Raw genomic sequence first — 24,760 nt, 5'->3', positions numbered from 1 at the left:
GCTATTGTGTCAGCATGAAGACGGTTTGCGGCGCGGCCGCGGCAACGCACCGTCCTGGGCATATCGGCGATTCATCGAGCGGCGTGCGTTCGCCACGGGGTCGCGTGCCGGCGCGGCGCGCGGCGTGCGTGGATCGGGACGATCCCTAGGTCCGGTCGATCACCGCCAGCGTCAGCCGCGACACGCACACCGGCTTGCCGGCCGCGTCCTCGATACGGATCTCCCAGACCTGGGTGGCGCGACCCACGTGCAGCGGCCGCGCGGTGCCGGTGACCGTGCCGCTGCGCGCGGCGCGCAGATGGTTGGCGTTGATCTCCAGCCCCACGCAGATCCGGCCCGGTTCCGCGCACAGGTTGCCGGCGCTGCTGCCCAGGGTCTCGGCCAGCACCACCGAGGCGCCGCCGTGCAGCAGCCCGTACGGCTGCAGCGTGCGCGCATCGACCGGCATGGTCGCGCGCAGCCAGTCCGGCCCGGCCTCGGTGAAGACGATGCCCAGATGCGCGATCAGGGTGTCGCGGGAGGCGGCGTTGAGAGCATCGAGATCGACGGGGTCGCGGAAGGACATTGGAGGGCCGGGATTCGGGATTCGGGATTCGGGATTGGGGATTGGGGATTGGGGATTCGCAAGAGCGGCATCCCCGGCGCCGACATTATCGCGCCAGGACGAGGCCTCCGGTCGCAGGGATCCGCTTTTACGAATCCTCAATCCCCAATCCCGAATCCCCGCCCCTCAAAGAATCGGCACCAACCCGGAGCCGAACGCCGTCAGCATCCGCACCAGCAGCCACTTCGGCCCGACGTTGACCTCGGGGAAGTCGCCGACCGCGGCGTAGCAGCGGTGGAAGCCCGGATCGCGCCGGGTCAGCGGCGCCGGGCAGTCCGGGCCGGGCTGGAAGTCGTAGTCGGTGGCGTAGCGCCAGGGCCAGAAATCCAGCACCGGCAGCGCCTCGGAGACCTTGCCCATGCTGTAGTTCAGGCCCGACAGCACCGGCGGCTTGACCCGCGGCGCCACCACCCAGGAGTTCTCCGGCTCGATGTCGCGGCCGATGCTGGCCGCCAGCGCCTGCGCGAACGCCGGATCGTCGACGATCACCGCACCTTCGGTGTTGTAGGTCTCGCTGCGCGGATCGAAGTTGTGGGTGCCGATCACGCCGACGCGGCGGTCCACCACCAGCGACTTGGCATGCAGGCCCATGCGCGCGCCGTCGCGGGTCACCGGCAGCGGCCGGTTGGCGATGCGCCGGCTGAGGTAGGACGGACGGGTCTCGGTGCGCAGCACGCGGCGTTCGACCTCGCTGCCGTCGGCGCGGTTGCCGGACGGCCCGCCGCTGCCGCTGCCGAGCAGCGAACTGCGCCCGGCGGCGCTGCCGCCCAGCAGCCCGTTGCGCCCGCCCCCGGCGGCGTCGCGGGTCTCGCTCCCGTCTCCCGGCACCTCGCCCTGCAGCGGCGGTGCCGGCAGCAGGTTGGCGTAGTTCACCGGCGCGTCCAGCGGGAACGGCTTGTACTCGTAGATGTCGAAGCCCAGCTCGCGCAGGTTGCGGCGCTTGTACTTGTACGACAGCGCATACACCACCGGGTTGTCGGTGGCGGCCAGGCTGTTGGTGGCCACGATCACCTTGGGCGGCTGCGCGCGCTTGCGCAGGTCGCGGAAGATCTCCTGCGCCGGGTCCGACAGCACCAGGTACGGCGTCTGCAGGATGATTTCCTGCTTGGCGCCGGCGATCAGCTTGTCCAGCTTGGGCGCGGTCGAGATCGCCTTGGGGCCGTGCTCGCGGCGATGCTTCTGCGGCAGGTCGGCGACGTAGTCCACATGCCGCACCGGCAGCGCCGGCAGCACGAACGCATCGGCGACGAAGGCCGGGTCGGCGGCTTCCTCGCTGACCCGCTGGACGCGCTCCGGGCGCAGGAACTGCGCCGGCGGCATCGCCGGCACGCCGTCGCGCAGCAGCAGCTTGCCGACGTCGTTGAGCCGCGCCACCGGCACGCTGCGCCGCGCCGCCCAGTAGGCGTCGAAGTTGGCGGCCATCGACCGCGCCACCGGGCCGGCAACCAGCACGTCGCGGTCGCGGAAGTTGTATTCGGCGTCCCAGTCGTAATAGTCGTCCTGGTAGTTGCGCCCGCCGACCACGCCGATCGCATCGTCGATCACCAGCAACTTGTTGTGCATGCGCTGGTTGAAGCGGCGGAAGCAGCACAGCACGCTGGCGGCGTAGTGCAGGTAGTTGGGCTTGGCCAGGCCGAAGGTGGGGTTGTAGATGCGCAGCGAGAAATTCTGGTGCGCGCCGGCCAGGGCGCCGAGGATCTGCAGGTCGGAGATCGCCGAGAGCTGGTCGATCAGCACCCGCACCTGGACCCCGCGCCGCGCCGCGGCCAGCAGTTCGTCCATCACCAGCCGCGCGCTGTCGTCCTTGTCGAAGATGTAGGTCTGCAGGTCGATGCTGCGGCTGGCGCTGCGGATCAGGTTGATCCGCGCCACCAGCGCTTCCTCGCCATGGTCCAGGATCGTCGCGTAATGGTGCGGGTCGGCGTCGGTGGACGCGGCGAAGGCCTTGCCGGCCAGCCCGCGCAACGGCGAGGCCAGCGCGCAATGGTCGGCGTGGGCGCAGTCGACGCGGCTGTCGCGCGCGGCCTCGGCGATCGCCACGGCGCGGCCGTGCTGGGCCTGCGACAGGCTCGCGCAACCGCTGCCGAGCAGCAGCGCCGCCAGCACCAGAACCCTCAGCAGGACGGTCACGGAGCGCCCGCTTCCGTCAACCTCGCGCGCAGCACGAACGTGACCCGGTCGCTCAAGGCCAGATCCCACTTGTCCATTCCGTAACGTCCACGCAATACCGTACCGCGGCTGATGACATCGCAATCATAGCCTGGGCGGCTGCATGCGGCCGGCATGACGGTCAGCACCTCGGGGTGGCTGACGCCGCGAATGGTCAGGGTGCCGGGCACCGGGCCACCCTTGTCGATCACCTGCGGGGCGATCGGCTGCGAGTCGAAGGACACGGTGGGGTAGCGCGGCGCGTCGAAGAAGTCCTCGCCGCGCATCCAGCCGGTGTAGCGCGGCTTGCCGGGGATTTCCACGTAGGCGGTGAACAGGCGCAGGCGCACCTGGTGGCGGCCGTCGGGCAGCACCTGCACGGTGCCCTCGTAGCGCGGGAAGAAGCCTTCGATGCGCTGTCCGAAACGGGTGCGGATCTCGAAGCCGAAACGCGACTGCGCCGGATCGAACAGATGTTGTCCGGGCGCCAGCGGCGGCGCCTGCGCGCTGCCGCACAGCGGCAGCAGCCATGCCGACAGCAGCGCCATGCACAGCGCCGGACGCGGGCGCCGGCGCGGTGCGTTCAGGGCCACCAGAACGCGGTCAGCCGGGCCACGCCCGGTTCGATCGCCGCCTCCTGCGGCACGGTCAGCACCGCCACGCTGGCGGTGGGCATGCCGCGGTAGTCGCCGGACTGGCCGCTGTGCATCAGCGCCGCCAGTTGCTCCAGACCGGGGTTGTGGCCGACCAGCAGCAGGCGCTCGACGTCGCGATGCTCGTCCAGCAGCGCGGCCAAGGTCCCGGAGGTGGCCTCGTAGACCCGCGGCTCCAGGCGCTGCTCGGCATAGCCGGTCAGGCCCAGCACCGCTTCCAGGGTCTCGCGCGCGCGCCGCGCCGGCGAGCACAGCACGCGGTCGGGCACCAGCCGCTGCTCCACCAGCCAGCGCCCGGCCGCCTCGGCCTCGGCCAGGCCGTGCGGGGACAGCGGCCGGTCGAAGTCGGCCTGGCCGGTATCGGCCGGCTCGGCGTGGGCATGGCGCAGCAGGATCACTTCTCGCAACACGATCGTCATCGGTCAGGCCTTCTTGAGCCACTTGAGCAGAGGTTCCCAGTCCTGCTGGTGATCGCGGACCTGGGCGGAGTGGTAGTCGAACAGGCTGCGGCCCAGCCCCACCAGCACCACGTAGGCCTGGCTGTCGCGCAGTTGCGCCACCACCGGGTAGGGCCATTCGCCCAGCATCTGCAGCGCCTGCTGGGTGGCATTGGTCCAGGGCTTGGTGCGGTTCAGCACCAGCCCGACAGGCAGCTTGCGCTGGTGCACCCGCGGCACCTTGGCCAGGGTGTTGAGGAAGCCGACGGTGGCCTCGATGTCCAGCGCCGAGGGCATCACCGGCACCACCACCGCGTCGGCCTCGTCCAGGAATGGGGCCAGATCCTCGGCCATGGCGCCGGCGGCGGCATCGACGATCACCCGCTGCGCGTCGTCGGGCAGGGCTGCGCGCCAGGTGCGCTTGCGGCTGGCGTCGATCGGCAGCACCGCGCTGTCCAGGCCGGCGCGGCGTTCGGCCCAGCGCGTGGAGGACCCCTGCGGATCGGCATCGGCGATGACCGTGCGCTTGCCGGCCAGCGCGTAGTACGCGGCCAGGTGCGTGGCGACGGTGGTCTTGCCCACCCCGCCCTTGGAGCCGGCCACCAGGATCGTCTTCATGCGCGCCTCGCTTCCGGGGAAGAGGCCGCAGCGTACACCGGCCCCCCGTTGGCCGGTAGTCAAGGCGTGGCAAGCCGGCCGGCGCTTGCTATCGTGGCGGCCCCACGGCAACGGACCGCCCATGAGCGAGCTGCAGGACCTGACCGCGCTGATCCGCGCCAACACGCCGCTGATCGTCATCGAGACCCAGGAAGAGGCGCGCATCGTGGCGCTGTTCCGGCAGGCGCTGATGCAGGTCTGGCGCGCCCTGCACCGCTGGTCGATCACCGAGGGCCTACGCCGCATCGACCTGGACCGCGAGGACGAGCCGTCCGGCCCGCCGGACGCCAGCGCGGTGCTGCAGGCGATCAAGCAGGCCGACCAGCGCGGCATCTACCTGCTGCTGGACGTGGTGCCCTACCTGGGCTACGCCAGCCACCAGCGCCTGCTGCGCGACATCGTCGAGCGCCGCCATTGCCAGCCGCACGTACTGGTGCTGATCGGCGCCAAGGTCGAGCTGCCGCCGGAACTGGAAGCGCTGTCCACCCGCTTCAACCCGCGCCTGCCCGACGCCAACGCCTTGCTGAAGATGGTGCAGGAGGAAGCGGCCGGTTACGCGCGCGAGTTCGGCGGGCGCCGGGTCGAGGTGGAGGGCGAGGCGGTCAAGCAGGTGGTGCGCAACCTGCAGGGCCTGAGCCTGATCGATGCGCGGCGCATCGCCCGCCAGCTGATCTACGCCGACGGCGCGCTCAACGCCGCCGACCTGCCACAGTTGGCGCGGCTCAAGTTCGAACTGCTCAACCGCAGTGGCCACCTGCACTACGAGTACGACGCCACCCGCTTCGCCGACGTGGCTGGCGCTCGCCGGCTCAAGCGCTGGATCGAGCAGCGCCGCGCGGTGTTCGCCGGCAATGCCCCGCCGGGGCTGGATCCGCCCAAGGGCGTGCTGCTGCTGGGCGTGCAGGGCTGCGGCAAGTCGATGCTGGCCAAGGCCACCGCCGCCGGCTTCGGCGTGCCGCTGCTGCGCCTGGACTTCGGTTCGCTGTACGACAAGTACCACGGCGAGACCGAGAAGAACCTGCGCACCGCGCTGGCCGCCGCCGAACAACTGGCGCCCTGCGTGCTGTGGATCGACGAGATCGAGAAGGGCCTGGCCAGCGGTGGCGAGGACGGCGGCGTGTCGCGGCGCGTGCTCGGCTATCTGCTGACCTGGATGGCCGAGCGCGGCGCCCAGGCCGGCGCCGGCGGCGTGTTCATCGTCGCCACCGCCAACCAGGTGCACGAGCTGCCGGCGGAACTGCTGCGCAAGGGCCGCTTCGACGAGATCTTCTTCGTCGACCTGCCCGACGCCAACACCCGGGTGGAGTTGCTGCGACTGCACCTGGCGCGGCGCAAGCTGCGCGAGGAGGACTTCGCCTTGCCGGCGCTGGCCGCGGCCGCGGACGGCTTTTCCGGCGCCGAGATCGAGCAGGCCATCGTCTCCGGCCTGTACGCCGCGCACGCCGAGAACCGCCCGCTGGACACCGAGCTGCTGATGCAGGAGGTGCGCAACACGCGGCCGCTGTCGGTGATGATGGCCGAACAGGTGCAGGCGCTGCGCGCGTGGGCGCGCGAACGCACGGTGCCGGCGGACTGAGCGAGGAACGCGCCCGACCGCGGCGTCAACGCTTCCAACGCCTGCCGGCGCCGGTGACGGCGCGCGGCGGCGGCACGCCCACGGCGATGCGCCGCGCTACCCCAGCGTCGTCCGCAACAACCACGCCCACACCGGCAGCGTGGCCAGCGACAGCACGATGCCGTAGCCGACCAGCGCCGCCGCCAGCCGAGGCGCCAGGCGGTGCGAGATCGCCAGCATCGCCGCGGTGATCATCGTCGGCATCGCCGATTCGAGCACGTTGGCCTGCAGCATCTGGCCGCGCAGGCCCAGCGCCCACGACAACGGCCAGGCCAGCGCCGGCAACAGCAGCAGCTTCAGCAGCAGGCCGGCGGCGAGCGGCTTGAGCTCGTCGCGCGGCAGCCGCAGCTGGAGCGAGAAGCCCACCGCCAGCATCACCAGCGGCAGCATCGCATCGGCCAGGCGCTGCAGGCCCGAGGCGATCCACGCCGGCGGCTGCGCCGGCATCAGCGTCAGCGCGAACACCAGCGCCCACAGCGGCGGGAAGCGCGCCATGCGCAGCAGCGTCTGACGCGGCGACGGCGGGGCTTCGCCGCTGTAGCGCGCCAGCACGTACAGCCCGACGCTGGACAGCAGCAGGAAGGTGCCGAACTGGTCGTAGACCACCGCATACGGCAGCGCCGCCTCGCCGAGCAGCGCGCGCACCATCGGATAACCGATGAAGCTGGAATTGCTCAGCGCCACGCACAGCACCAGCGCCGCGTACTGGTCGCGGCGCAGGCGCAACCGTCGGCGCAGGGCCAGCGCCGCGAGCACACTGGCGCCGGCCAGCAGCCACGGGGTCAGCATCAGCCCGAGCAGGGCGAGGTCCAGCTGCAGGCGCGGCACGTAGATCAGCACCGAGGCCGGCAGGCACAGGTACAGCACCAGGCCGTTGAGCGCCTCGGGCGTGTTGGCCGGCAGCGCGCGCAGCTGCGCGAACAGCTTGCCGAGCAACAACATGGCCAGCATCAGGGCGAACGCGTCGAAAGCCATCGATACAACGGGTCTGGCGGAAACGCAGGCATCATCGCATGCGCTGTGCGGCCGGGCCGCGTCGGTGACGCGCGCGCGGCAAGGCACGTCGGCGTCGCGGCGGACGCTCCACACCCCACGTCACGCTCCCTGCAGGAGCGGCTTCAACCGCGACAGACGCGACGAACCCCCATCGACGGCATCGCAGCGCTACCGGCGCCGCTGACTCAAGGCCACGCGGGCGGCTTGGCCCGCCACGCGGCCTGCACCTCGACCAGGGTGGCGCGTTCGTCGTCGCGCCAGGCCGGCAGCAGTTTGGCGAAATCGGCGCCCGGGCCCCACTGATCCGGCCAGGTGCGCACCGCGGCGGCGTACCACTTCACCGCCTCGTCCTTGCGGTCGAGCCGCCACAACACCAGCGCCAGCGTCGGCGGCAGCCAGTCCGGCGCCGCCGGGCGGCCGTTGACCAGCGCGCTCCATTGCGCCAGCGCGCGCGCCGGGTCGCCGGCACGCAGCAGGTCCCAGCCGTAGTTCCATTCGACCTGGCGGCGCTGCGCGCCGGCGGTCAGCGTGCGCAACGCCGCCTGGTACAGCTCCTCGCCCAGTTCGCGGCGGCCGCCGGCCATGGCGATCGCGGCCAGTTGCGCGCGCGCCTCGGCGGCGTTGGGATCGCGCTGCACGGTGCTGGCCAGGCGATCGACCAGCGCGTCGCCGCTGCCGGCGAGCGCCGTCACCGGACGCGTGGTGGCGCGGTCCTGGTCGAAGTAGAACTCCTTCGGCGCCGGCAAGGCCTGCGCGTGCGCATCGAGCGCGGACGCGCTCATCCAGGCCAGGAGCGCGGCCAATGCGTATTTGTGTGCGTTCACTGCTGACAACCCCTCGGAGGTGGTCCCCTCCCCCAGCCGCATCCTAACCGGGTCGTCCGCCGGGAGCGAGGGGCGGGCGCAAAAAGGCCGCTGATACAATCGGCCGATCGTGTGCGGCACGCCGCGTACGCGCCAGCCTTCCATTTCCGGGCAAGCCATGAACCGCATCGCCGATCCGCGTCCGTCGTCCTCCCCTGCCGCAGCGACCGCCGATGGCGTGGATGGCGGCTACACGCTGGAAGACAAGTACACCCGCACCGATGGCCGCATCTACCTGTCCGGCGTGCAGGCGCTGGTGCGCCTGCCGCTGATGCAGCAGTTGCGCGACCGCGCCGCCGGGCTGAACACCGGCGGTTTCGTCAGCGGCTACCGCGGCAGCCCGCTGGGCGGTTTCGACCTGGAGCTGTGGCGCGCGCGTAAGCACCTGGACGCGGCCAACGTGGTGTTCAAACCCGGGCTCAACGAGGACCTGGGCGCGACCATGGTCTGGGGCACGCAGCAGACCAATCTGTTCCCCGGCGCGCGCGTGGATGGCGTGTACGCCATGTGGTACGGCAAGGGCCCGGGCGTGGACCGCTGCGGCGACGTGTTCAAGCACGGCAACGCCGCCGGCACCGCGCGCCACGGCGGCGTGCTGGCGCTGGCCGCCGACGACCACGCCTGCCGCAGTTCGACCCTGCCGCACGGCTCGGAAGAGGAATTCGTCAGCGCGATGATGCCGGTGCTCAACCCGGCCGGGGTGCAGGACATCCTCGACATGGGCCTGCTCGGCTGGGCGATGAGCCGCTATACCGGACGCTGGATCGGCTTCAAGACCATCGCCGAGACGGTGGAATCCTCGGCCTCGGTGGAGGTGAATCCGTTCGCGCGGCGGATCGTGCTGCCGGAGGATTTCGAACTGCCGCCGGGCGGCCTCAACATCCGCTGGCCGGATCCGCCGCTGGACCAGGAAATGCGCCTGCATCGCTATGCGGTGCGCGCCGCGCAGGCCTTCGCCCGCGCCAACGGCATCGACCGCACGGTGATGGACGCGCCGCAGGCGCGGCTGGGCATCGTCACCACCGGCAAGAGCTACCTGGACGTGCTGCAGGCGCTGGAATACCTGGGCCTGGACGCGGACGCCTGCGCGCGCATCGGCATCCGCGTGTACAAGGTCGGCATGACCTGGCCGCTGGAGCCGCTGGGCATCGCCGCGTTCGCGCAAGGGCTGCAGGACATCGTGGTGGTGGAGGAGAAGAAGGCCTTCATCGAGCGACAGATGAAGGAACAGTTCTACAACTGGCCGGCCAGCGCCGGCCCGCGCCCGAGCATCGTCGGCAAGTACGACGAGGCCGGCGAATGGATCCTGCCGTCCACCGGCGAGCTGACCCCGGCCACCATCGCCGGGGTGATCGGCAAGCGCATCCTGCGCCTGCCGCAGTCGGCCGCACTCGACACCGAGTCGATCCAGCAGCGGCTGCGCTGGATGGAGGCCAAGGAAGCGGAGATGGCGCTGCCGCGCGCCAACTTCCCGCGCGTGCCGCACTACTGCTCCGGCTGCCCGCACAACACCTCCACGGTGGTGCCGGAGGGGTCGCGCGCGCTCGGCGGCATCGGCTGCCACTACATGGTGACGTGGATGGACCGCGCCACCGACACGTTCACCCACATGGGCGGCGAAGGCGTCACCTGGGCCGGGCAGGCACCGTTCACCGACACTCCGCACGTGTTCCAGAACCTTGGCGACGGCACCTATTTCCACAGCGGCTCGCTGGCGATCCGCCAGTCGATCGCCGCCGGCGTCAACATCACCTACAAGATCCTCTACAACGACGCGGTGGCGATGACCGGCGGGCAGCCGGTGGACGGCACCCTCAGCGTGCCCGACATCGCCCGGCAGATGCGCGCCGAAGGCGTGCACACCATCGCCCTGGTCAGCGACGACATCGGCAAGTGGACGCGCCGCCGCGAGCTGTTCCCGAGCGACGTGGAGTTCCACGACCGCAGCGAGCTGGACGACGTGCAGCGGCGCCTGCGCGAGGTCAAGGGCACCAGCGTGCTGATCTATGACCAGACCTGCGCTACCGAGAAGCGGCGCCGGCGCAAGCGCGGCAAGCTGGCCGATCCGCCGAAGCGGGTGATGGTCAACTCGCTGGTGTGCGAAGGCTGCGGCGATTGCGGCGAGAAGAGCTTCTGCGTGTCGGTGCTGCCGAAGGAGACCGAATACGGACGCAAGCGCCAGATCGACCAGTCCAGCTGCAACAAGGACTACTCCTGCGTGTCCGGGTTCTGCCCCAGCTTCGTCACTGTGCACGGCGGGCAGCCGCGCAAGGGCCGCAAGGCCGACGCGGCGACACTGCTGGAGCAGCTGCCGGCGCCGACCTTCCGCAGCGACCTGAACCAGCCCTGGAACATCCTCATCACCGGCGTCGGCGGCACCGGCGTGGTCACCATCGGCGCACTGCTCGGCATGGCCGGGCACCTGGAGGGCAAGGGCGCCAGCGTGCTCGACCAGACCGGCCTGGCGCAGAAGGGCGGTGCCGTCACCACGCATATCCGCCTGGCGCGGCAGCCGGAGGACCTGCACGCGGTGCGCATCGCCGCCGGCGAGGCCGACCTGGTGCTGGGTTGCGACATGGTGGTGGTCAACGACTACTGGGCGCTGTCCAAGGTCCGCGGCGACCGCTCGCAGGTGGTGCTGAACACCTACGAGGCGATGCCCGGCACCTTCACCACGCATCCGGACATGCAGTTCCCCGCCGCCGAGATCGTCGCCGGCGTGCGCCTGGCGCTGGGCGGGCGCGATCCGCTACTGCTGGACGCCACGCAACTGGCCACCGCGCTGCTCGGCGACGCCATCGCCAGCAATCTGTTCATGCTCGGCTACGCCTGGCAGCAAGGGCTGGTGCCGCTGTCGCACGCGGCGCTGATGCGCGCGATCGAACTCAACGGCGCGGCGGTGGCGATGAACCAGCAGGCCTTCGCCTGGGGCCGCCTGGCGGCGCTGGACCTGCCGGCGGTGCAGCGCGCGGCCGGCCTCACCGACCCGGCCGCCGCCGAACGCGAACGCCAGGCGCTGGGCCTGCAGCAATTGCCGCCGGGCGAGTGGGAAGGCCACGAGGCCGGCGCCAGCGCCGCGCCGCGCAATCCGTCCAATCCGCGTCCGGCGCGCGAATTGCCGGCCGGCGCCGAGAGCGGCGAGGCCGGGTACGCGTCGCTGGACGACAGACGCCTGTCGCGCTCGCTGCACGAGCTGGTCGCGCGCCGCCACGCCTTCCTGGTGGATTACCAGGACGCCGCCTACGCCGCGCGCTACACCGCGCTGGTGGAACGCGTGCGCGCCACCGAGCAGCGCGTGGCCCCGGCCTCGACCGCGCTGACCGAAGCGGTGGCGCGGTATGCGTTCAAGCTGATGGCGTACAAGGACGAATACGAAGTGGCGCGGCTGTACACCAGCGGCGATTTCCAGCAGCAGCTGCAACAGCAGTTCGAGGGCGACTATCGCGTGCGCTTCCACCTGGCCCCGCCGCTGCTGGCGAGCAAGGACGCGCAAGGCCGGCTGCGCAAGCGCGAGTACGGTCCCTGGATGTTCACCGCGTTCAAGTGGCTGGCGAAGTTGCGCCGCCTGCGCGGCGGCACCTTCGACGTGTTCGGCTACAGCGCCGAGCGGCGTGGCGAACGGCAGCTGATCGTCGACTACGTCGCCACCGTGGACGAACTGCTGCAGCGGCTGCAGGCGGACAATTTGGCGCTGGCGGTGCAGATCGCCAGCATCCCGGAACATATCCGCGGATACGGCCACGTCAAGGAAGCGCACCTGCACGAAGCCAAGCAGCGCGAAGCCCGGCTGCTGGCGACCTGGCGCAATCCCAAGGCGCTGCATATCGTGCAGACCGCTTGAAGCACGCTCCTGTAGGAGCGGCTTCAGCCGCGACAGAGACGTTCCGCACCTGGGCGCATCGTGGCTATCGTGTATGCGATCTCGCGAATGATCGCAAGATCGCTCGGACGTCTCGATGATCGGTTAATGCCAGAAGGTCGAAGTGCTCCGGCCTTCTGTGTCGTGCAGGCTGCGTGGCCTCCATCTCGCCGGTGTGCGGGGCTGTAGGCATCGCGTTGGCTGATGGTGTCTGTCGCGGCTGAAGCCGCTCCTACAGAAATCGCGCACCTCCGGGGAGGCAAGTGCGCGCTGCCTTCGCCTTTAGACGCGCGGGTCCGGCGGCGTGCCCTGGCGCGGGGTGTCGTAGCGATCCGAATGGAAGGCTTCGCGCACCGCGGCCTTGGCCTGCGCCCAGGTCAGTCGCGAGCGGTCCTTGGCGCGCTCCCAGCCGCTTTCCAGATCCGTCTCCAGGCGATCGTCCCAAGTCCGATCGCGATAGCGGCTGCGCGCCTGCACGCCGTAGCGATACGCCGGCCGGTAGTCGTCGTAGCCGGCATCGGCATCGCGGTAGTCCACGCGGTCGAAGCGCTCGGCGTAGTAGCGGTCGCTGTCCTCGTAGGTGCGATAGGTCGCGTCGGCGCGCTGCCAGGAATCGCGTGCCGCCAGCCGCGCATCCTCCCACTCCAGGCGGGAGTCGCCGCGGCGCGTGCCCCAGTCGCGCGACAGTTCGCGCTCGTTGTCTTCCCAACTGCGGGTCGGATACTGCTCGCGCGCCTGCAGACCCAGGCCGTAGGCGGCCGCGTAGTCGCGCTCGTAGTCGTAGTCGGACTTCGCGTAGTCGCGATTGCGATACTCCTCGCGCCAATATTCGGCTTCGCCGGTGGGGTCGATGCGTTCGGCCACGCCCTTGCCCGCCGCGGCACCGGTCACCACGCCGACCGCCGCGCCGATCAGGGTGCCGAGCGGTCCGAACACGGTGCCCGCCAACGCGCCGGCGGCGACACCGCCCGCGGCGCCGCCGATGCCGACGCCGACCGGATGCGAGCCTGGTGCGCCGGAGATGGGATCGCGATTGAGATCGCGGCTTTCATTGCTGCTCATGGGAACGCTCCGTTGTGAGTGAAGGACCACCGACCCACGGGTCCGTACGCCCACCGTCGCAAGCGCCGGGTTAATCCCACGTGCCACCGAGGTGATAGTTCAATGAGCGATAGGGCGTGAATGCTCACGCGCCAGCGACATCCCCGCGCGCCGGAACCGACAGGCGCAGGCGCGGTGCGTCCGGACAGACATCCCGGAGTGTCGCGGCGGCGGCTTGCGGCACGCGTTGTCCGGAAAGGGATGGATATCGCAGACGCGCGGTGGCGTTCTGGCAGCATCTCCAGGGCAGGGGGCACTTACGAGGACATTTCCATGAACAAGGCTGTTTCGACACTTGCTGCGCTGCTCTTCGCTGTCGGCGCGTCGTTTGCCATCGCGCCGGCCGCGCAGGCGCAAAGCGTCACGCTCGACTGCGGCGGCAGCGATCTTTGCTATGCCGACGTGACGCCGTCCGGCGCTTACCAGTATGCGTGGTCGTTCAACTCCAACGGACTGGGCGCCATCTTCCCGGCCAACTGCACCAATCAGACCTATTGCAGTTTCTACTGCCCGCGTCGCAGCGGCTACATCACCGCCAGCGTGGTGGTCACCGATGCCAACAACCAGTTGGTGGGGTCGGCCACGACCCGCGCGCTGTGTACGGCGCAGCCGCTGTAATCGTGCCTGCGACGGTGCGCCGGCCCGACCGGCGCGCCGTCGCTCAACCGCGCCGCCACACCAGGCAGCGGTTGTTGGCCGGCATCGCCACGTCTTCCTGCAGCAGCAGGCCCTGCGCCTGGGCTAGTGCAGTCACCGCCTCGAAGTCGCGGATGCCGCTCGCGGCGTCGCGTGCCTTCAGCCAAGCGTCGAATTCGCGGTTGCTGTCGCTGCTGAAGCTGCCGCCGTAGTTGAATGGCCCGTACACCGCAAGGCGGCCGTCCGCGCAAGCGGCCAGCAGCCTGCCGACGCCGGCGAAGAACGCCTCGACCGCCGGCCAACCCATGATGTGCAGCGTGTTGGCGGTGAACACCGCATCGTAGCCGGCCGTCGGCCATGGCCCGGTCTGCACGTCCAGCGCCAGCGCCGGTGGCGTGTTCGGCAAGGCCGCGTCGGCCAGCCATTGCGCGATGCCCGGCAGGTGTTCGGCGCGCTCGCTGCATTGCCAGGTCAGCTGCGGCAAGGCCGCGGCGAAGTGCACCGCATGCTGGCCGGTGCCGCTGCCGATCTCCAGGACCCGGCGGCGGTCGGCGAAATGCCGTTGCAGTACCTGCAGGATCGGATCGCGATTGCGGTCGCAGGAGGGCGCGTGGGGTTTGTCGGTCATCCCTGTCGCTCCACCGCGGCCGCCGCAAGGACACGGCCAGGCACCGTGGTGCCCGGCCTGCGCACGGGGAGCGGCAGACGGCTCATGTGCGCGACCTCACGAAGATGCGCTTGCCGCCGCCTTCGTTGCCGCGCTCCTCGATTTCGAACTGCGCCGACAGCCGCCGCAGCAGGTCGCTGAGCTTCTTGTGCCCGTACAGCCGCGGATCGAAATCCGGGCGCACCTTGTTGAGATAGCTGCCGACGCTGCCGAGCCCGGCCCAGCCCTGGTCGTCGGATGCCTCCTCGATCGCCTGGCGCAGCAGCTTCAATGGCGCCGACAGCGGCGCGCCCTTGGTCTCGGCCGGCGCGCTCGCCGTTGTCGTCACCGGCTCGGGCTTGGCCGCCTGCGCGGCGCGCGGCGTCTTGCGCGCCTTCGCCGTCGGCTTGGCGGCCGCGGACGGCCTGGCCGGCTCGGCGCCCGTCGCTTCGCTGCGCAGCACTTCGGTGTAGATGAACTTGTCGCAGGCCTGCACGAACGCGTCCGGGGTCTTACGCTCGCCGAAGCCGTACACGGTCGGCCCTTCCTCGCGCAGGCGCTGCGCCAGGCGGGTGAAGTCGCTGTCGCTGGAAACCAGGCAGAAGCCATCGAAACGGCCGGTGTACAGCAGGTCCATCGCGTCGATGATCAGCGAGCTGTCGGTGGCGTTCTTGCCGCTGGTGTAGGCGAACTGTTGCACCGGGCTGATCGAGTGCTTGAGCAGCGCCTGCTTCCACTGGGTCATGCGGGTGCTGGTGAAGTCGCCGTAGATGCGCTTGACGCTGGCCACGCCGTACTTGGCCACTTCGGCGAGCAGACCCTCGATCACCGATGGCTGCGCATTGTCGGCATCGATCAGCACCGCCAGGCGCGGCTGGTCGTCGTCGGTCTCGGATCTGGAACGGGTTTTCATGATGGGGACCTGGAAGGAGACGGAAGCGGCGGCGGCAGGCGCAATGCCGGGTTGGGCGCCACGTGCACCGGCCCACTGTGCCACTGCGCGGCAATGGCGGCCAGTCTGGCGGGCATGGCCGCATTGCGATCCGTGACGGTGCGGCTGCAAGGCGCTAGTGACATTCGCAGCGGAGCGAATGCCAACCGAAAAGGCGTTTGCCTTGCTGGCTGCGCCGTGGGAGGGGCTTCAACCCCGACTGCATCGGTCGCAAGGCGCCATCCGTGCTTCGTTCGCCGCGACCGAAGTCGCTCCCACAGGCGCCACTGCGTTCACGGCGCTGCGGCAGGCAGCGCCGGCAGGTCCAGATGCTTGCGGAAGAAGCGCGCGATCACCCGCAAGGCCTGCTGGCTTTCCGGCAACGCTTCGTTGAGATGGAACGCGTGGCCCATGCCGTCCCAGACGTGCAGGTCCGCCTCGCGGCCCAGATCGACCAAGCGCGCATGGGTGTAGGAGGCGTTGCTCAATTCGGACGCGCGCGTGCCGGTGATGAACAGCAGCGGCGGGAACTGCGCCAGCACCGCATCGGAGAACACCGGCGACACCAACGGATCGTGGAAATCCACGTCCGGGCCGTAGTACAGATCCTCCATGATCGGCAAGGCGTCCTGCGCATCCGGCAGCGGCGCATCGTTCACCGCCGCCACCACGTAGCGTGAGTCGCCACGGTAGCGCGCATCGCCGCCGGCGCAGAACATCCCCGCCGCGGCCGGCATCGGCAGTTGCTCCTTCGCGAACCAGGCCAGCGACTCGCCGGTCAGCACGCCGCCGGCCGAGCAGCCGAACAGGCCGATCTGCTGCGGCGCGAAGCGCTCGAGCGCCTTGCGATAGACCTTGGCCACATCCTCGCTGGCGGCGGGGAAGCGGTGTTCCGGCCCCATCCGGTAATCGACGCTGACCACGGTGACCCCGGTCATCGCCGCCACCGGAATGGCCTCCATCATGCCGAACGAGGCGGCGCTGCCCATCACGAACGAACCGCCATGCAGTTCGATCAGCAATCGCTGCCGCTGCGCCGGCGATGCGGCACGCGGCTGCACCAGCGTCACCGGCACGCCGTTCCAGGTGGCGGTGCTGATGGTGACCCCATAGCGCGCGCGCAGCGGCTCCACCACCGTTTTGGCCCAGGCCTCGGTCTCGGCGCGCAGACGCGGCAGTTCCCGCGCCAAGGTGGCGTTGTCCATCTTCGCCAGCGGATCGCCGCGGGCCATGTCGCGCCGCGCCGCCGCCCGCGCTTGCTCGCTCAGGAACGGCGACAGCGGCAGGTCGAAGGCCGGCATGTGGCGCACGCCGTCGTGCGCCGGGGCATCGGCCGCGTGCGCGGCCGGCGCGACGAGGCCCGCGATCAGCGCCAGCAGCAATGGTCCGGTGTTCGGCTTCCTTGCGGTCACGCCCAGCTCCTTCGGCACAAGTCGAACGCCGAAGGATACCGGCACCGGCCGCGCGCGACTTTGCGCGATCCCGCCGCTTGCCCGGCGCCTGCCATCCCGCCGCGTGCCCGCGCAACGCCCGGGTGCGCGCGACGTCGTCCAACAAACGGAGGTGGCGCCGTTGCCGATCGAGACGCAGACCGGTTCGCGCGCCTGTCGGCGAACAGGTGGCCCGCGCACGGCGCGCTTTCGCTGATGCGCGAGCATCGCTGCCGCCTACCGGCGCCACGCGGAGGCGCAGGAACGGTTGACCGCATCGCGCCAAGCGCGTGCGTTTGCTACGGTTGCAGGCGCCGTCAGGGGGAAGGTCATCCGCATGTTCAAAGCAGTCGCAGCGCTGGCCTTGCTGGCGTGCACCGGCCTGGTCTCGGCGCAAGCGCCGGGCCAGCGCAGCTACGCCAATCCGATCGACCTGGATTACCGCTACAACTTCGAACAGCTCAACGAAGGCATTTCCTACCGCACCGGCGCCGACCCGGTGTTCGTGCGCTTCGGCGACGCGTACTACCTGTTCCAGACCCTGGCCGATGGCTATTGGCGCTCCAGCAACCTGCTCGACTGGCGGTTCGTGACGCCCAGCCGCTGGCCGTTCGAGAGCGTCGTCGCGCCGGCGGTGGTCGTCGACGGCGATCGCCTGGTGATCATGCAATCGGCGTTCGAACCGCGTCCACTGCTGCAGACCCGCGATCCGGCCAGCGGCACGCTCGACTTCCTGACCCGGCTGCTGCCCAAGCTGCCGCACGCCCAACCGATCGGCACCGAGATGAAGGGCCGGCCGCTCAGCGACGTGCCGCCCGGCCCCTGGGATCCGGACCTGTTCATCGACGACGACGGCCAGTGGTACCTGTACTGGGGCTCGTCCGACCGCTACCCGCTGTACGGCATCGCGATGGACCGCAGCGCGCAGGGATTCGCCTTCCGCGGCGCGCCGACGCCGCTGCTCGCGCTGGACCCGGCGCAGCATGGCTGGGAGCGCTTCGGCCCCGATCACCGCGGCGCGCGCTTCCCCGACGGCAGCCTGATCGGCAGCTACCTGGAAGGCGCGTGGATGACCAAGACCGGCGGCCGTTACTACCTGCAGTACGGCGCGCCCGGCAGCGAGTACAACGCCTATGCCAACGGCGTGTACGTCGGCGAACACCCACTGGGCCCGTTCGTCTACGCGCCCTACAATCCGGTGGCGTACAAGCCTGGCGGCTTCATGCAGGGCGCCGGCCACGGCTCCACCTTCCAGGACGCGCACGGCAATTGGTGGAACAGCGGCACCGCCTGGATCGGCGCCAACTGGACCTTCGAACGGCGCATCGTGCTGTTCCCGGCCGCGTTCGCCGCCGATGGGCAGATGCGCGTGTCGACCCGCTTCGGCGATTTCCCGCACTGGATGCCGGACGGCCCGGTCGCCGACCCGGAGGCGCTGTTCACCGGCTGGATGCTGCTGTCCTACCGCAAGCCGGCCAGCGCCTCGTCCACCCTGGAGGATTTCGACGCCGCCCGCGCCACCGACGAGGATCCACGCAGCTACTGGGTCGCCGCGCGCAACGCGCCCGGCGAGACCCTCACCGTCGACCTGGGCGGCGAACGCAGCGTGCGCGCGGTGCAGGTCAACTTCGCCGACTACCGCGCCGGCCGCTACGGCGACGCGCCGGACATCTACACCGTCTTCCGGTTGCAGCACTCGCGCGATGGCCGCCACTGGCTGCCGCTGGCCGAGGTCGGCGACGGCGCCGACCACCGCGACCGGCCCAACGCCTACCTGCCGCTGCCAGCGCCCGTGCGCACCCGCTACATCCGCTATGTGCATGGCCATGTCGGCGCCGCCCATCTGGCGATCAGCGATCTGCGCGTGTTCGGCAATGCCGACGGCGCTCCGCCACCGGCGCCCACGCAGGTCGTCGCACAGCGCGACAGCGACCGCCGCAACGCCCACGTGCGCTGGCGGGCGGTACCCGGCGCGGTCGGCTACAACGTGCGCTGGGGCCTGCGCGCCGACCGCCTGACGCTCACCTACCAGGTGTTCGCCGACCGTGGCACCGATCTGGAGATCCGCGCGCTCAACCGCGACCAACGCTACGTGTTCGCGGTGGAGGCCTTCGACGAACGCGGTGTCTCGCCGCTGAGCGCGACCGTCGCCGTGCCTTGAAGCGGTCGCCGCCCTGGCGCACTGGAAGGCTGCGCGCGCCGCCAGATGCGCGCCGAACGCGGCCGCGGAGCTTGTCCGCGTAGCGAAAACGCTGCTAGGGTTTCCAAAGCGTCGCACCGGACGCGGACATGCGTGGCATGGAACAGAAGGATCAGGTTCGCAAGCAAATCATCCGTGCGCGCCGACTCGCTGCGCGGTGGCTCATCGCGGTGTCCGCTGTCGCGCAGGGTGCTGCCGTCGTGGCGGCACCCGCTCCACCTCTGCCATCGGGCGCGGATTTGCTGGCTTTCCGGAGCGATGCGTTGCGCCCCGCGTATTCGCAGTGCATCTCCAAGGCAGTACAGCCCGACGCGCGGGAACGCTGCGTGGACGAGGAGTTCGCCTACCAAGACGGCGCATTGAACCAGGTGTATCGCGCCCGCATGGCGGCCCTGCCCTCCGCAAAGGAGCGTGCGGCCTTGCAAGGCGCGCAGCGCCAATGGATCGCGCAGATCTACCACGACCGGTGCAAGCTGCCAGATCAGGCAAGCCCGGCGGTGCGCCTGGATGCGAAGCAATGCAGATTGGCCACGACGATCAGCCGCCTGAGCCAACTGAACGATCCGCGGTTCGTCGCGTCGATCAGTGCCGCCAAACCGATGACGCCGTCGCCCGATGCGCCCTCGGAGGCGAAGGTGTTCACCGCCGCTGGGCTACCGAATGCGGCGGGGCGGGTCGTGTTCCCACTGGGAGATCTAAGCCTGCGGGTCGAAGACGCGCAGTGCCGCGACACCGGTGGGCTGCTGTTGCGCTGCGCGCCTGCGACGGTCGTGGTGCAGCGCCCGGCAGACGCGCAGTCCATCCCCATCCCGGCGCTGGTCTTTTTGAACAGGACCGCGGATCAGCAGGACTACGTCGCCGCCTACCGCGGCCCCATCGCCCGACAGGGCGAAGCGAATGAGGGCTTACGCTATACCGCGATCGTGTCGGACATCAATGGCGACGGCCACGACGATCTGCTGTTGTGGACCGACTTTTCCGGCCCCCTGGGCGCACCCGCCTATACCTATTATCTGTTCGACCCAAAGACCAGGCGATTCGTGGAAAGCGAAACGCTGGCGCGGGCGACACGTGGCCTCACGCTGTCCGGCATCAGCGGCACGATCCTGCAACTGTGGTCGAAGGAAGGAGATTGCAAGCGCACCCTGGTGGCGCTTGCGCTGCATGGAACGACGCTGACGCGACGTTCCAGCAAACGCGTCGATTTTTGCAGGTAGCCAGGCGGCTGCGGCGCGCTCCCAGCATGGCGCAGACAAACAAGGGCACCGATGCGCGACGGATGCGCAAGCGGGTGCGACGCGGCGTCCCCGGCGCGCTTACGGCGCCGGCAACGCCTCGTAGGCCTGGCGTACCGCCGCCTCGCCGTAGCGCCGCTCCAGCCGGCGGATGATGAAGTGGCCACGCGCCATCGCCTGGAAGTGCGCGATGAACAGCGCATTGAGCGCCGCGCCGCTGGCCGCGCCGACCAGGGGCACCGCCTGCGCGGCCAGCTTCTCGCTGACCGTCACCGAGAACTTGGCGGTGATGCGCGCGACCATCGACACCAGCGCCGGTGCGCCCTTGCTGCCCAGCCCGTGCGCGGCGATGTACTGCGCCGCCGCGCTGAGCTGCTGCGCCATCGCCGCGCGCACCGCGAAGTAGCCCGACTCGCTGCCGTCGTCGCGATCGCTGCGACCGCCGTGCGCAAGCACTTCCAGGCAGGCCAGCGCGGTGGCCGGATCCTCCAGCCGCTCGCCTTCGGCACGGGCGATGTCGGCGATCGAACGCAGCATCAAGGTGGTGGTCAGCGGCAGTTCCACCGCCAACCCGGGCAGGCCGAAGAAGCCGCCGGCCGCGCCTGTGGCGGTCACCGCCAGTCCATGCAGCCGTGGCCGGGCCTTGCCCGGCGCGCCCTTGCGCAGCGTCAGCAGCGCCGAGCGCAAGGCCACGTTCAAGGCATGGCGGCTGATCGCATCGATCCGCGAGGACACGAAGCGCGGCAGGCGCTTGCTCAACAGGTGCTCGATCGGCGCGCCGACCAAGTTGGCCACTTTCGCGGCGAGCCCGGGGTGCTCGAGCAGGCCATGCGCCAGCGCCAGGTCGCGCTGGTCGGCGGTATCCATCGACGGCACGGGAAACTGATCGGTCATTGCGGCTCCTGGGGCATCGCAGCAGGCGCGGCGCTCGGTGACGCGCGCCCGCGCGGTGGATGGGAACCGCTAGCCTAAACGCGGCCCGTGGCGGCCAGGTTAAGCGCCGGCTCGGGCCAGCGCATCGAGCACGGGTTGCAGGTCCTCGCGCTGATGCGGCCGCACCACCCGCGCAAGCTCCTCGCCGTCGCGCAGCAGCACCACGGTGGGCCACAGCTTGACCGCGAAGGCGCGTCCCAGCGGCCGCCCCTTGCCGTCTTCGATCTTCTGGTAGGGAACCCGATCGAACGGCCCCAGCAGCTTCTGCAGCAACGGCTGCGCCGCCTGGCAATGGCCGCACCAGCCGGTGCCGAACTCCAGCAACTGCAATCCCGGCTGCGCGCGTACTTGCGCGGCCTGCGGCGCGTCGGCTTGGTAGTCGCGAGGGAAGGTCATCGTGGCGCTCCCGGCGAGGTGCGCTGGATGCCGCGTGGCAGGCCGATCGGACGCGTAGACGCGCCGTGCCGCGGCCGTGGCCGCGTGTGCGGCAAAGGACGGGCGCTACGCGGACCAAGTGCGCCCGCGCCACCTTCGGCCCGGACGCACAGGCGCGCCCGCCGTCCAGCTGCCGTCGCCGCGTTCTCAAGCAGCTGCCATGCCATCGCCCATTCCTCCAGGTCCAGCCGAGGGGTCACGCTTTGTGCGAGCCTAGGCGAGTCCATGTCAGTGCGGCGCCAAGGCCGGGGAATCGGCGCGCCGTCGCTGCAAGATCGATCCCGGCGCTAGCGCAGGAACAACACGTTCAGGTCCTGCCTGGGCACGAAATCCTGCTGCTGGAACTCGAAGGTCAGCGGGTCGACGCGTTTCAGGTCGCCGTCGAAACACAGGCTGAGCAGATCGGTCGGCGCGCGCTTCTTCAGGGTCAGGCGGAAGTCCTGGATCGGCCCCTTCCAGTTGTTGCCGGTCAGCAGGATGTAGCGCAGGTTGCTCCACTCCAGCCCATTGGCGCCCTCGCGGCGGCGCGCGCTCTGCTGCGCGCCGGCATCCAGGCAGGTGTCCTTGGCGTAGTCGCGGATCAGGTCGGCGGCCGGCCGCGGGACGCCGCTGGCCAGGCTCGGCGCATAGCTGTGGCGGATCGACACCGACTTGCCCGCGGGGAACACCTGCTGCCAGGTGAAGTACTCGCTGAGCGTGAACAGCGGCTGCCCGTCCGCATCGAACCAGTGCCTGGGCAGCGCCTTGCGGCCCTTCGGCACGTCGCCGGACTCCACGAACGCGGCCAGGTCGTCTTCGCTCCAGCCACTGGCCGCCCACTCGCGCGACACGTCGGCCGCACCCAGGCGCGCCACCAGCGTGCGTTCGGTGCGCACCGGCTTGCCGTCCACCCACAGCTTGAAGTCGGTCAGCGCGCTGTGGTCGGCCATCCCGAAGTACATCGGCGGCATCGGGAACGCGATCGGCACCCGCAGGTCGCGCGTGCTGGTGTTGGTGAACACGTAGTCCACCCGCACCAGATCCTCGCTGACGAACAAGTCCTCCTTGCTCATGCGGATGTCCGGCTGCTGCAGCAACTGGATGCTGCCATTGGCGTCGCCGAAGCTGCTGTCGTTGGCGTGGGCGGAGGCCGCGCACAGCGGCGCGAGGGCGAACAGGGTGCGGACCAGCAGGCGGCTTGGCGTCATGGGCGAGGCAAATGGGAAGAGGGCGGGCCTATCGGCTTGGTCGCTGCCGAGCGCGCCAGTTTAGGCGTTCGCGCACGGCCGCGCCGAATGCGCCAGGGCCGATCCGCTCGCGCCTGATCGGCTGGACCCGCCTGATCGATCAGGCCGGCATCGGCCAGCCACACGGCACCAGCCTGATAGCGGCCCACGTAGCCCTGGCCATTGGCGATCGCCGAATCGCCGCCATTGCGTTCCGTGTGGACGATCGATGCCACCAATCGCCCGGCATGCTGTCGTCGAGTCCGGCGACGTTGCCTTGCGTCCACGCGTGTGCCGTCGCGATCGAATTTTCGCTGCGCATACTGTCCATCTCGATGCGCCTTGCAGAGGACTGGTTTCAAGGCCCCCATTGGATGAATCCTGCCATCCGGGATCAACTGGCGCAGTGCGATCGCGTCAGCGGTCGCACTGCGCCAGCCTGACATCGGCGCCGCCGCGCCTGAATTCGAAGTCCGTATAGCCGGGCCCGTTCTTGCCGCCGTCCTCCGTCGAAGCGGTGACCGCCAGCGGCCGCTCGGCGCCCTCCAGCGCCACCCAATACTCCATTACCTCAGGCGATGGCGCGCTGTCGTCGCAGACGCCATCGCGGCGCACCACGCGGTCGCCGGCGCGCAATTGCGCGCGCAGCACCTGGGCGTAGTCCGTGCTCGGATAGAACTTGCGCACGACCACCAGCAACGCGGTCGCCGCATCGCCGGCGATCGTCACGCTGGCCTCGCCGGCGTTGCCCATGCGCGTTCCGGCATCCGCGCCCACCTTGCCGTCCGGCAGCGGCGCTTCGCCGAAGCCGGCCAGCGTGGTCTTGCCGCGGACAGCCACCGGGTAGACCCCTACCCCGTCTGCCGGCACCAGCTCGCCCAGACCGGGAATCGCCTTCACCTGCGTCCAGGAAGGCGGTTGCGCAGCGGCAAGGATCGTCAGCGCCGCGCGTAGCGAGGATGCCGGGGCAGGCGCGGCGGCATCTGGCGCAGGCGCCGCCGGCGCACTGGTCGGCATTGCTGGCGTCGGGTCGACGCTGGCGGCGGCAGGCGCGGCCGCCGGGGCGCCTTGTTCGGGCTGGCAAGCGGCCAGCAGCGCGGTGGCCAGCGCGAGTGGCAAGAGTTTGGACGTCATGGCACTCCAGGGATGCGTCGGTGAGCGTGCGCGAGCCGTTCCGTGGTGCTGAGCGGAGCGAGCGTCGCGAGACGAAGAAGCGCCCGAAGTATAGCCGCGACATAATAAGGCGCTGCAAATGCCCACTCTTCGTCGGAAATGTCGGTCGGATACGGACGTTTGCGCTTCATCCAACTGCAATCATTGGTGTGGACCCACGTCGCACAACTAGGCGGCGTCGCCACAGGACTGCTATATGTCATGGCACTGTATGCAGCCGCCGCATTATCAGCATCCAGCTGCGTACGCCGGCACTAGCTACTTATGCCGCTATAGCGCAGGTCGCCAAACGCAAATGTACGGTATTGCTTTAGGTATATCCCCTAAAGACATTGACACCACCGGCGCATGTTAGCGTCGAGTAGCGGCGCCATTTGGCAGCGAGGTCGACGCGATGGAAAGACAACGCCGATCATCGCAAGGAACGCTATCCTAATTCAGCCATCGGCACGGGAGCCGAGCCGAACTCGCCATGGGAATGATCGTGACAGGAAAGAAAGTTTTAACTTGTTCGCTGGTGTGGGCGCTGTTGGTCGCGTTTTCCATCGCCGCCGCATCCGCCGAGGAGCGCGCGGGCAGCGCCATGCCCAAGGGCCTGTCCCCGGCCTATGTCGCCTGCCAGAAGCGGGCGCAGGGCGCGATCGAGCAGGCCGCCTGCCTCTCGGCGGAAGAGGCGGTGCAGGACACGCGCCTGAACCGGATCTACAAGCAACTGCTGGGCAAACTCGATGCCGACGGCAAGAGCAAGCTGGTGGAGGCGCAGCGCGCGTGGCTGCAGTCCAGGGCCAAGGACGACGCCTTGGACGCCACGCTGTACGGCGACACGCAGGCGGAAAACCTCGGCAGCACCGAGGCGGCGCTGTTCCGGCTGTGCGCACGCGCCGACCAGCTCGAGCACTACCTGCGCCTGCTCGACTAGGCCTGCGGGTACCTCGACCGACGCCCGACGCCGCGCGGCGCACGGTCTCCAGCGCGCGCTGCGCCCGTCCGAACGCATGCCTGC

The 24,760-nt window shown here is 69.9% G+C and carries 21 protein-coding genes; 6 read left to right on the top strand and 15 right to left on the bottom strand.

Features of this window, described 5'->3' with window-relative positions; translation table 11 throughout:
* Positions 1 to 145: 145 nt before the first annotated feature.
* From AB3X07_RS01305 to AB3X07_RS01285, 5 genes are all read right to left on the bottom strand, one after another.
* Entirely contained in the window at positions 146 to 565 is a 420-nt protein-coding gene (locus tag AB3X07_RS01305) for a hotdog fold thioesterase (RefSeq protein WP_369942053.1), read from the bottom strand.
* 165 nt (positions 566 to 730) lie between these two features.
* Entirely contained in the window at positions 731 to 2,734 is a 2,004-nt protein-coding gene (locus AB3X07_RS01300) for a phospholipase D family protein (protein ID WP_369942051.1), read from the bottom strand.
* Positions 2,731 to 3,300, bottom strand: a complete 570-nt coding sequence (locus AB3X07_RS01295) for a YceI family protein (RefSeq protein WP_369944612.1) — start codon at positions 3,298 to 3,300, stop codon at positions 2,731 to 2,733. The genes AB3X07_RS01300 and AB3X07_RS01295 overlap by 4 nt, the downstream gene beginning before the upstream one ends.
* A 35-nt stretch (positions 3,301 to 3,335) precedes the next feature.
* Positions 3,336 to 3,812, bottom strand: a complete 477-nt coding sequence (locus AB3X07_RS01290; RefSeq protein ID WP_369944611.1) for a SixA phosphatase family protein — start codon at positions 3,810 to 3,812, stop codon at positions 3,336 to 3,338.
* Positions 3,813 to 3,827: 15 nt separating this feature from the next.
* The gene (locus AB3X07_RS01285) at positions 3,828 to 4,460 is read right to left on the bottom strand and encodes an AAA family ATPase (RefSeq protein WP_369942049.1); all 633 of its coding nucleotides are present in this window, start codon (positions 4,458 to 4,460) and stop codon (positions 3,828 to 3,830) included.
* 121 nt (positions 4,461 to 4,581) lie between these two features.
* On the opposite strand from AB3X07_RS01285, the gene AB3X07_RS01280 reads away from it, so the two are divergent.
* Positions 4,582 to 6,075, top strand: coding sequence for an AAA family ATPase (locus AB3X07_RS01280; protein ID WP_369942047.1), 1,494 nt, complete (start codon positions 4,582 to 4,584; stop codon positions 6,073 to 6,075).
* Positions 6,076 to 6,171: 96 nt separating this feature from the next.
* Here the strand turns inward: AB3X07_RS01280 and AB3X07_RS01275 are convergent, their stop codons facing one another.
* Positions 6,172 to 7,089, bottom strand: a complete 918-nt coding sequence (locus AB3X07_RS01275; RefSeq protein WP_369942045.1) for an AEC family transporter — start codon at positions 7,087 to 7,089, stop codon at positions 6,172 to 6,174.
* Positions 7,090 to 7,295: 206 nt separating this feature from the next.
* Positions 7,296 to 7,892, bottom strand: a complete 597-nt coding sequence (locus AB3X07_RS01270; RefSeq protein WP_369944610.1) for a tetratricopeptide repeat protein — start codon at positions 7,890 to 7,892, stop codon at positions 7,296 to 7,298.
* Positions 7,893 to 8,091: 199 nt separating this feature from the next.
* On the opposite strand from AB3X07_RS01270, the gene AB3X07_RS01265 reads away from it, so the two are divergent.
* A complete protein-coding gene (locus AB3X07_RS01265; protein ID WP_369942043.1) occupies positions 8,092 to 11,814 on the top strand; it encodes an indolepyruvate ferredoxin oxidoreductase family protein in 3,723 nt (1,240 codons plus the stop codon).
* A gap of 300 nt (positions 11,815 to 12,114) precedes the next feature.
* Here AB3X07_RS01265 and AB3X07_RS01260 read toward each other — a convergent pair whose 3' ends face one another.
* The gene (locus AB3X07_RS01260; protein ID WP_369942041.1) at positions 12,115 to 12,894 is read right to left on the bottom strand and encodes a glycine zipper family protein; all 780 of its coding nucleotides are present in this window, start codon (positions 12,892 to 12,894) and stop codon (positions 12,115 to 12,117) included.
* A 312-nt stretch (positions 12,895 to 13,206) separates the two neighbouring features.
* Between AB3X07_RS01260 and AB3X07_RS01255 the strand changes: the two genes are divergently transcribed.
* Positions 13,207 to 13,551, top strand: coding sequence for a hypothetical protein (locus AB3X07_RS01255; protein ID WP_369942039.1), 345 nt, complete (start codon positions 13,207 to 13,209; stop codon positions 13,549 to 13,551).
* Between the two features lie 43 nt (positions 13,552 to 13,594).
* On the opposite strand, the gene AB3X07_RS01250 is transcribed toward AB3X07_RS01255, so the two are convergent.
* From AB3X07_RS01250 to AB3X07_RS01240, 3 genes are all read right to left on the bottom strand, one after another.
* Positions 13,595 to 14,197: a DUF938 domain-containing protein gene (locus tag AB3X07_RS01250; RefSeq protein WP_369942037.1), complete on the bottom strand. Its 603-nt coding sequence runs from the start codon at positions 14,195 to 14,197 to the stop codon at positions 13,595 to 13,597.
* Positions 14,198 to 14,279: 82 nt separating this feature from the next.
* The gene (locus AB3X07_RS01245; protein ID WP_369942035.1) at positions 14,280 to 15,128 is read right to left on the bottom strand and encodes an NYN domain-containing protein; all 849 of its coding nucleotides are present in this window, start codon (positions 15,126 to 15,128) and stop codon (positions 14,280 to 14,282) included.
* A gap of 311 nt (positions 15,129 to 15,439) precedes the next feature.
* Positions 15,440 to 16,558, bottom strand: a complete 1,119-nt coding sequence (locus tag AB3X07_RS01240) for an alpha/beta hydrolase (RefSeq protein ID WP_369942033.1) — start codon at positions 16,556 to 16,558, stop codon at positions 15,440 to 15,442.
* A 355-nt stretch (positions 16,559 to 16,913) separates the two neighbouring features.
* Here AB3X07_RS01240 and AB3X07_RS01235 point away from each other — a divergent pair, with 355 nt between their 5' ends.
* A complete protein-coding gene (locus AB3X07_RS01235; RefSeq protein WP_369942031.1) occupies positions 16,914 to 18,737 on the top strand; it encodes a family 43 glycosylhydrolase in 1,824 nt (607 codons plus the stop codon).
* Between the two features lie 137 nt (positions 18,738 to 18,874).
* Positions 18,875 to 19,993 (top strand): lysozyme inhibitor LprI family protein, encoded by a 1,119-nt coding sequence (locus tag AB3X07_RS01230; RefSeq protein WP_369942029.1) that lies wholly within the window; start codon positions 18,875 to 18,877, stop codon positions 19,991 to 19,993.
* 99 nt (positions 19,994 to 20,092) lie between these two features.
* Here AB3X07_RS01230 and AB3X07_RS01225 read toward each other — a convergent pair whose 3' ends face one another.
* The 4 genes from AB3X07_RS01225 to AB3X07_RS01210 all read right to left on the bottom strand — a co-directional run bounded on the left by AB3X07_RS01225 (position 20,093) and on the right by AB3X07_RS01210 (position 23,718).
* The gene (locus AB3X07_RS01225; RefSeq protein ID WP_369942027.1) at positions 20,093 to 20,905 is read right to left on the bottom strand and encodes an EcsC family protein; all 813 of its coding nucleotides are present in this window, start codon (positions 20,903 to 20,905) and stop codon (positions 20,093 to 20,095) included.
* Positions 20,906 to 21,004: 99 nt separating this feature from the next.
* Positions 21,005 to 21,340 carry a thioredoxin family protein gene (locus tag AB3X07_RS01220; RefSeq protein WP_369942025.1) on the bottom strand — a complete coding sequence of 112 codons (336 nt, stop codon included), beginning with the start codon at positions 21,338 to 21,340 and terminating at the stop codon, positions 21,005 to 21,007.
* A gap of 326 nt (positions 21,341 to 21,666) precedes the next feature.
* The gene (locus AB3X07_RS01215; protein WP_369942024.1) at positions 21,667 to 22,566 is read right to left on the bottom strand and encodes a DUF4424 family protein; all 900 of its coding nucleotides are present in this window, start codon (positions 22,564 to 22,566) and stop codon (positions 21,667 to 21,669) included.
* A gap of 435 nt (positions 22,567 to 23,001) precedes the next feature.
* The gene (locus AB3X07_RS01210; RefSeq protein ID WP_369942022.1) at positions 23,002 to 23,718 is read right to left on the bottom strand and encodes a hypothetical protein; all 717 of its coding nucleotides are present in this window, start codon (positions 23,716 to 23,718) and stop codon (positions 23,002 to 23,004) included.
* A 511-nt stretch (positions 23,719 to 24,229) separates the two neighbouring features.
* Between AB3X07_RS01210 and AB3X07_RS01205 the strand changes: the two genes are divergently transcribed.
* Positions 24,230 to 24,676 (top strand): lysozyme inhibitor LprI family protein, encoded by a 447-nt coding sequence (locus tag AB3X07_RS01205; protein ID WP_369942020.1) that lies wholly within the window; start codon positions 24,230 to 24,232, stop codon positions 24,674 to 24,676.
* Positions 24,677 to 24,760: the final 84 nt, after the last annotated feature.

Source organism: Xanthomonas sp. DAR 35659, from assembly GCF_041242975.1.
GTDB classification, from domain to species: domain Bacteria; phylum Pseudomonadota; class Gammaproteobacteria; order Xanthomonadales; family Xanthomonadaceae; genus Xanthomonas_A; species Xanthomonas_A medicagonis.
The sequence above is the reverse complement of the archived record's forward strand: the minus strand, read 5'-3'. Positions and strand labels throughout refer to the sequence as shown.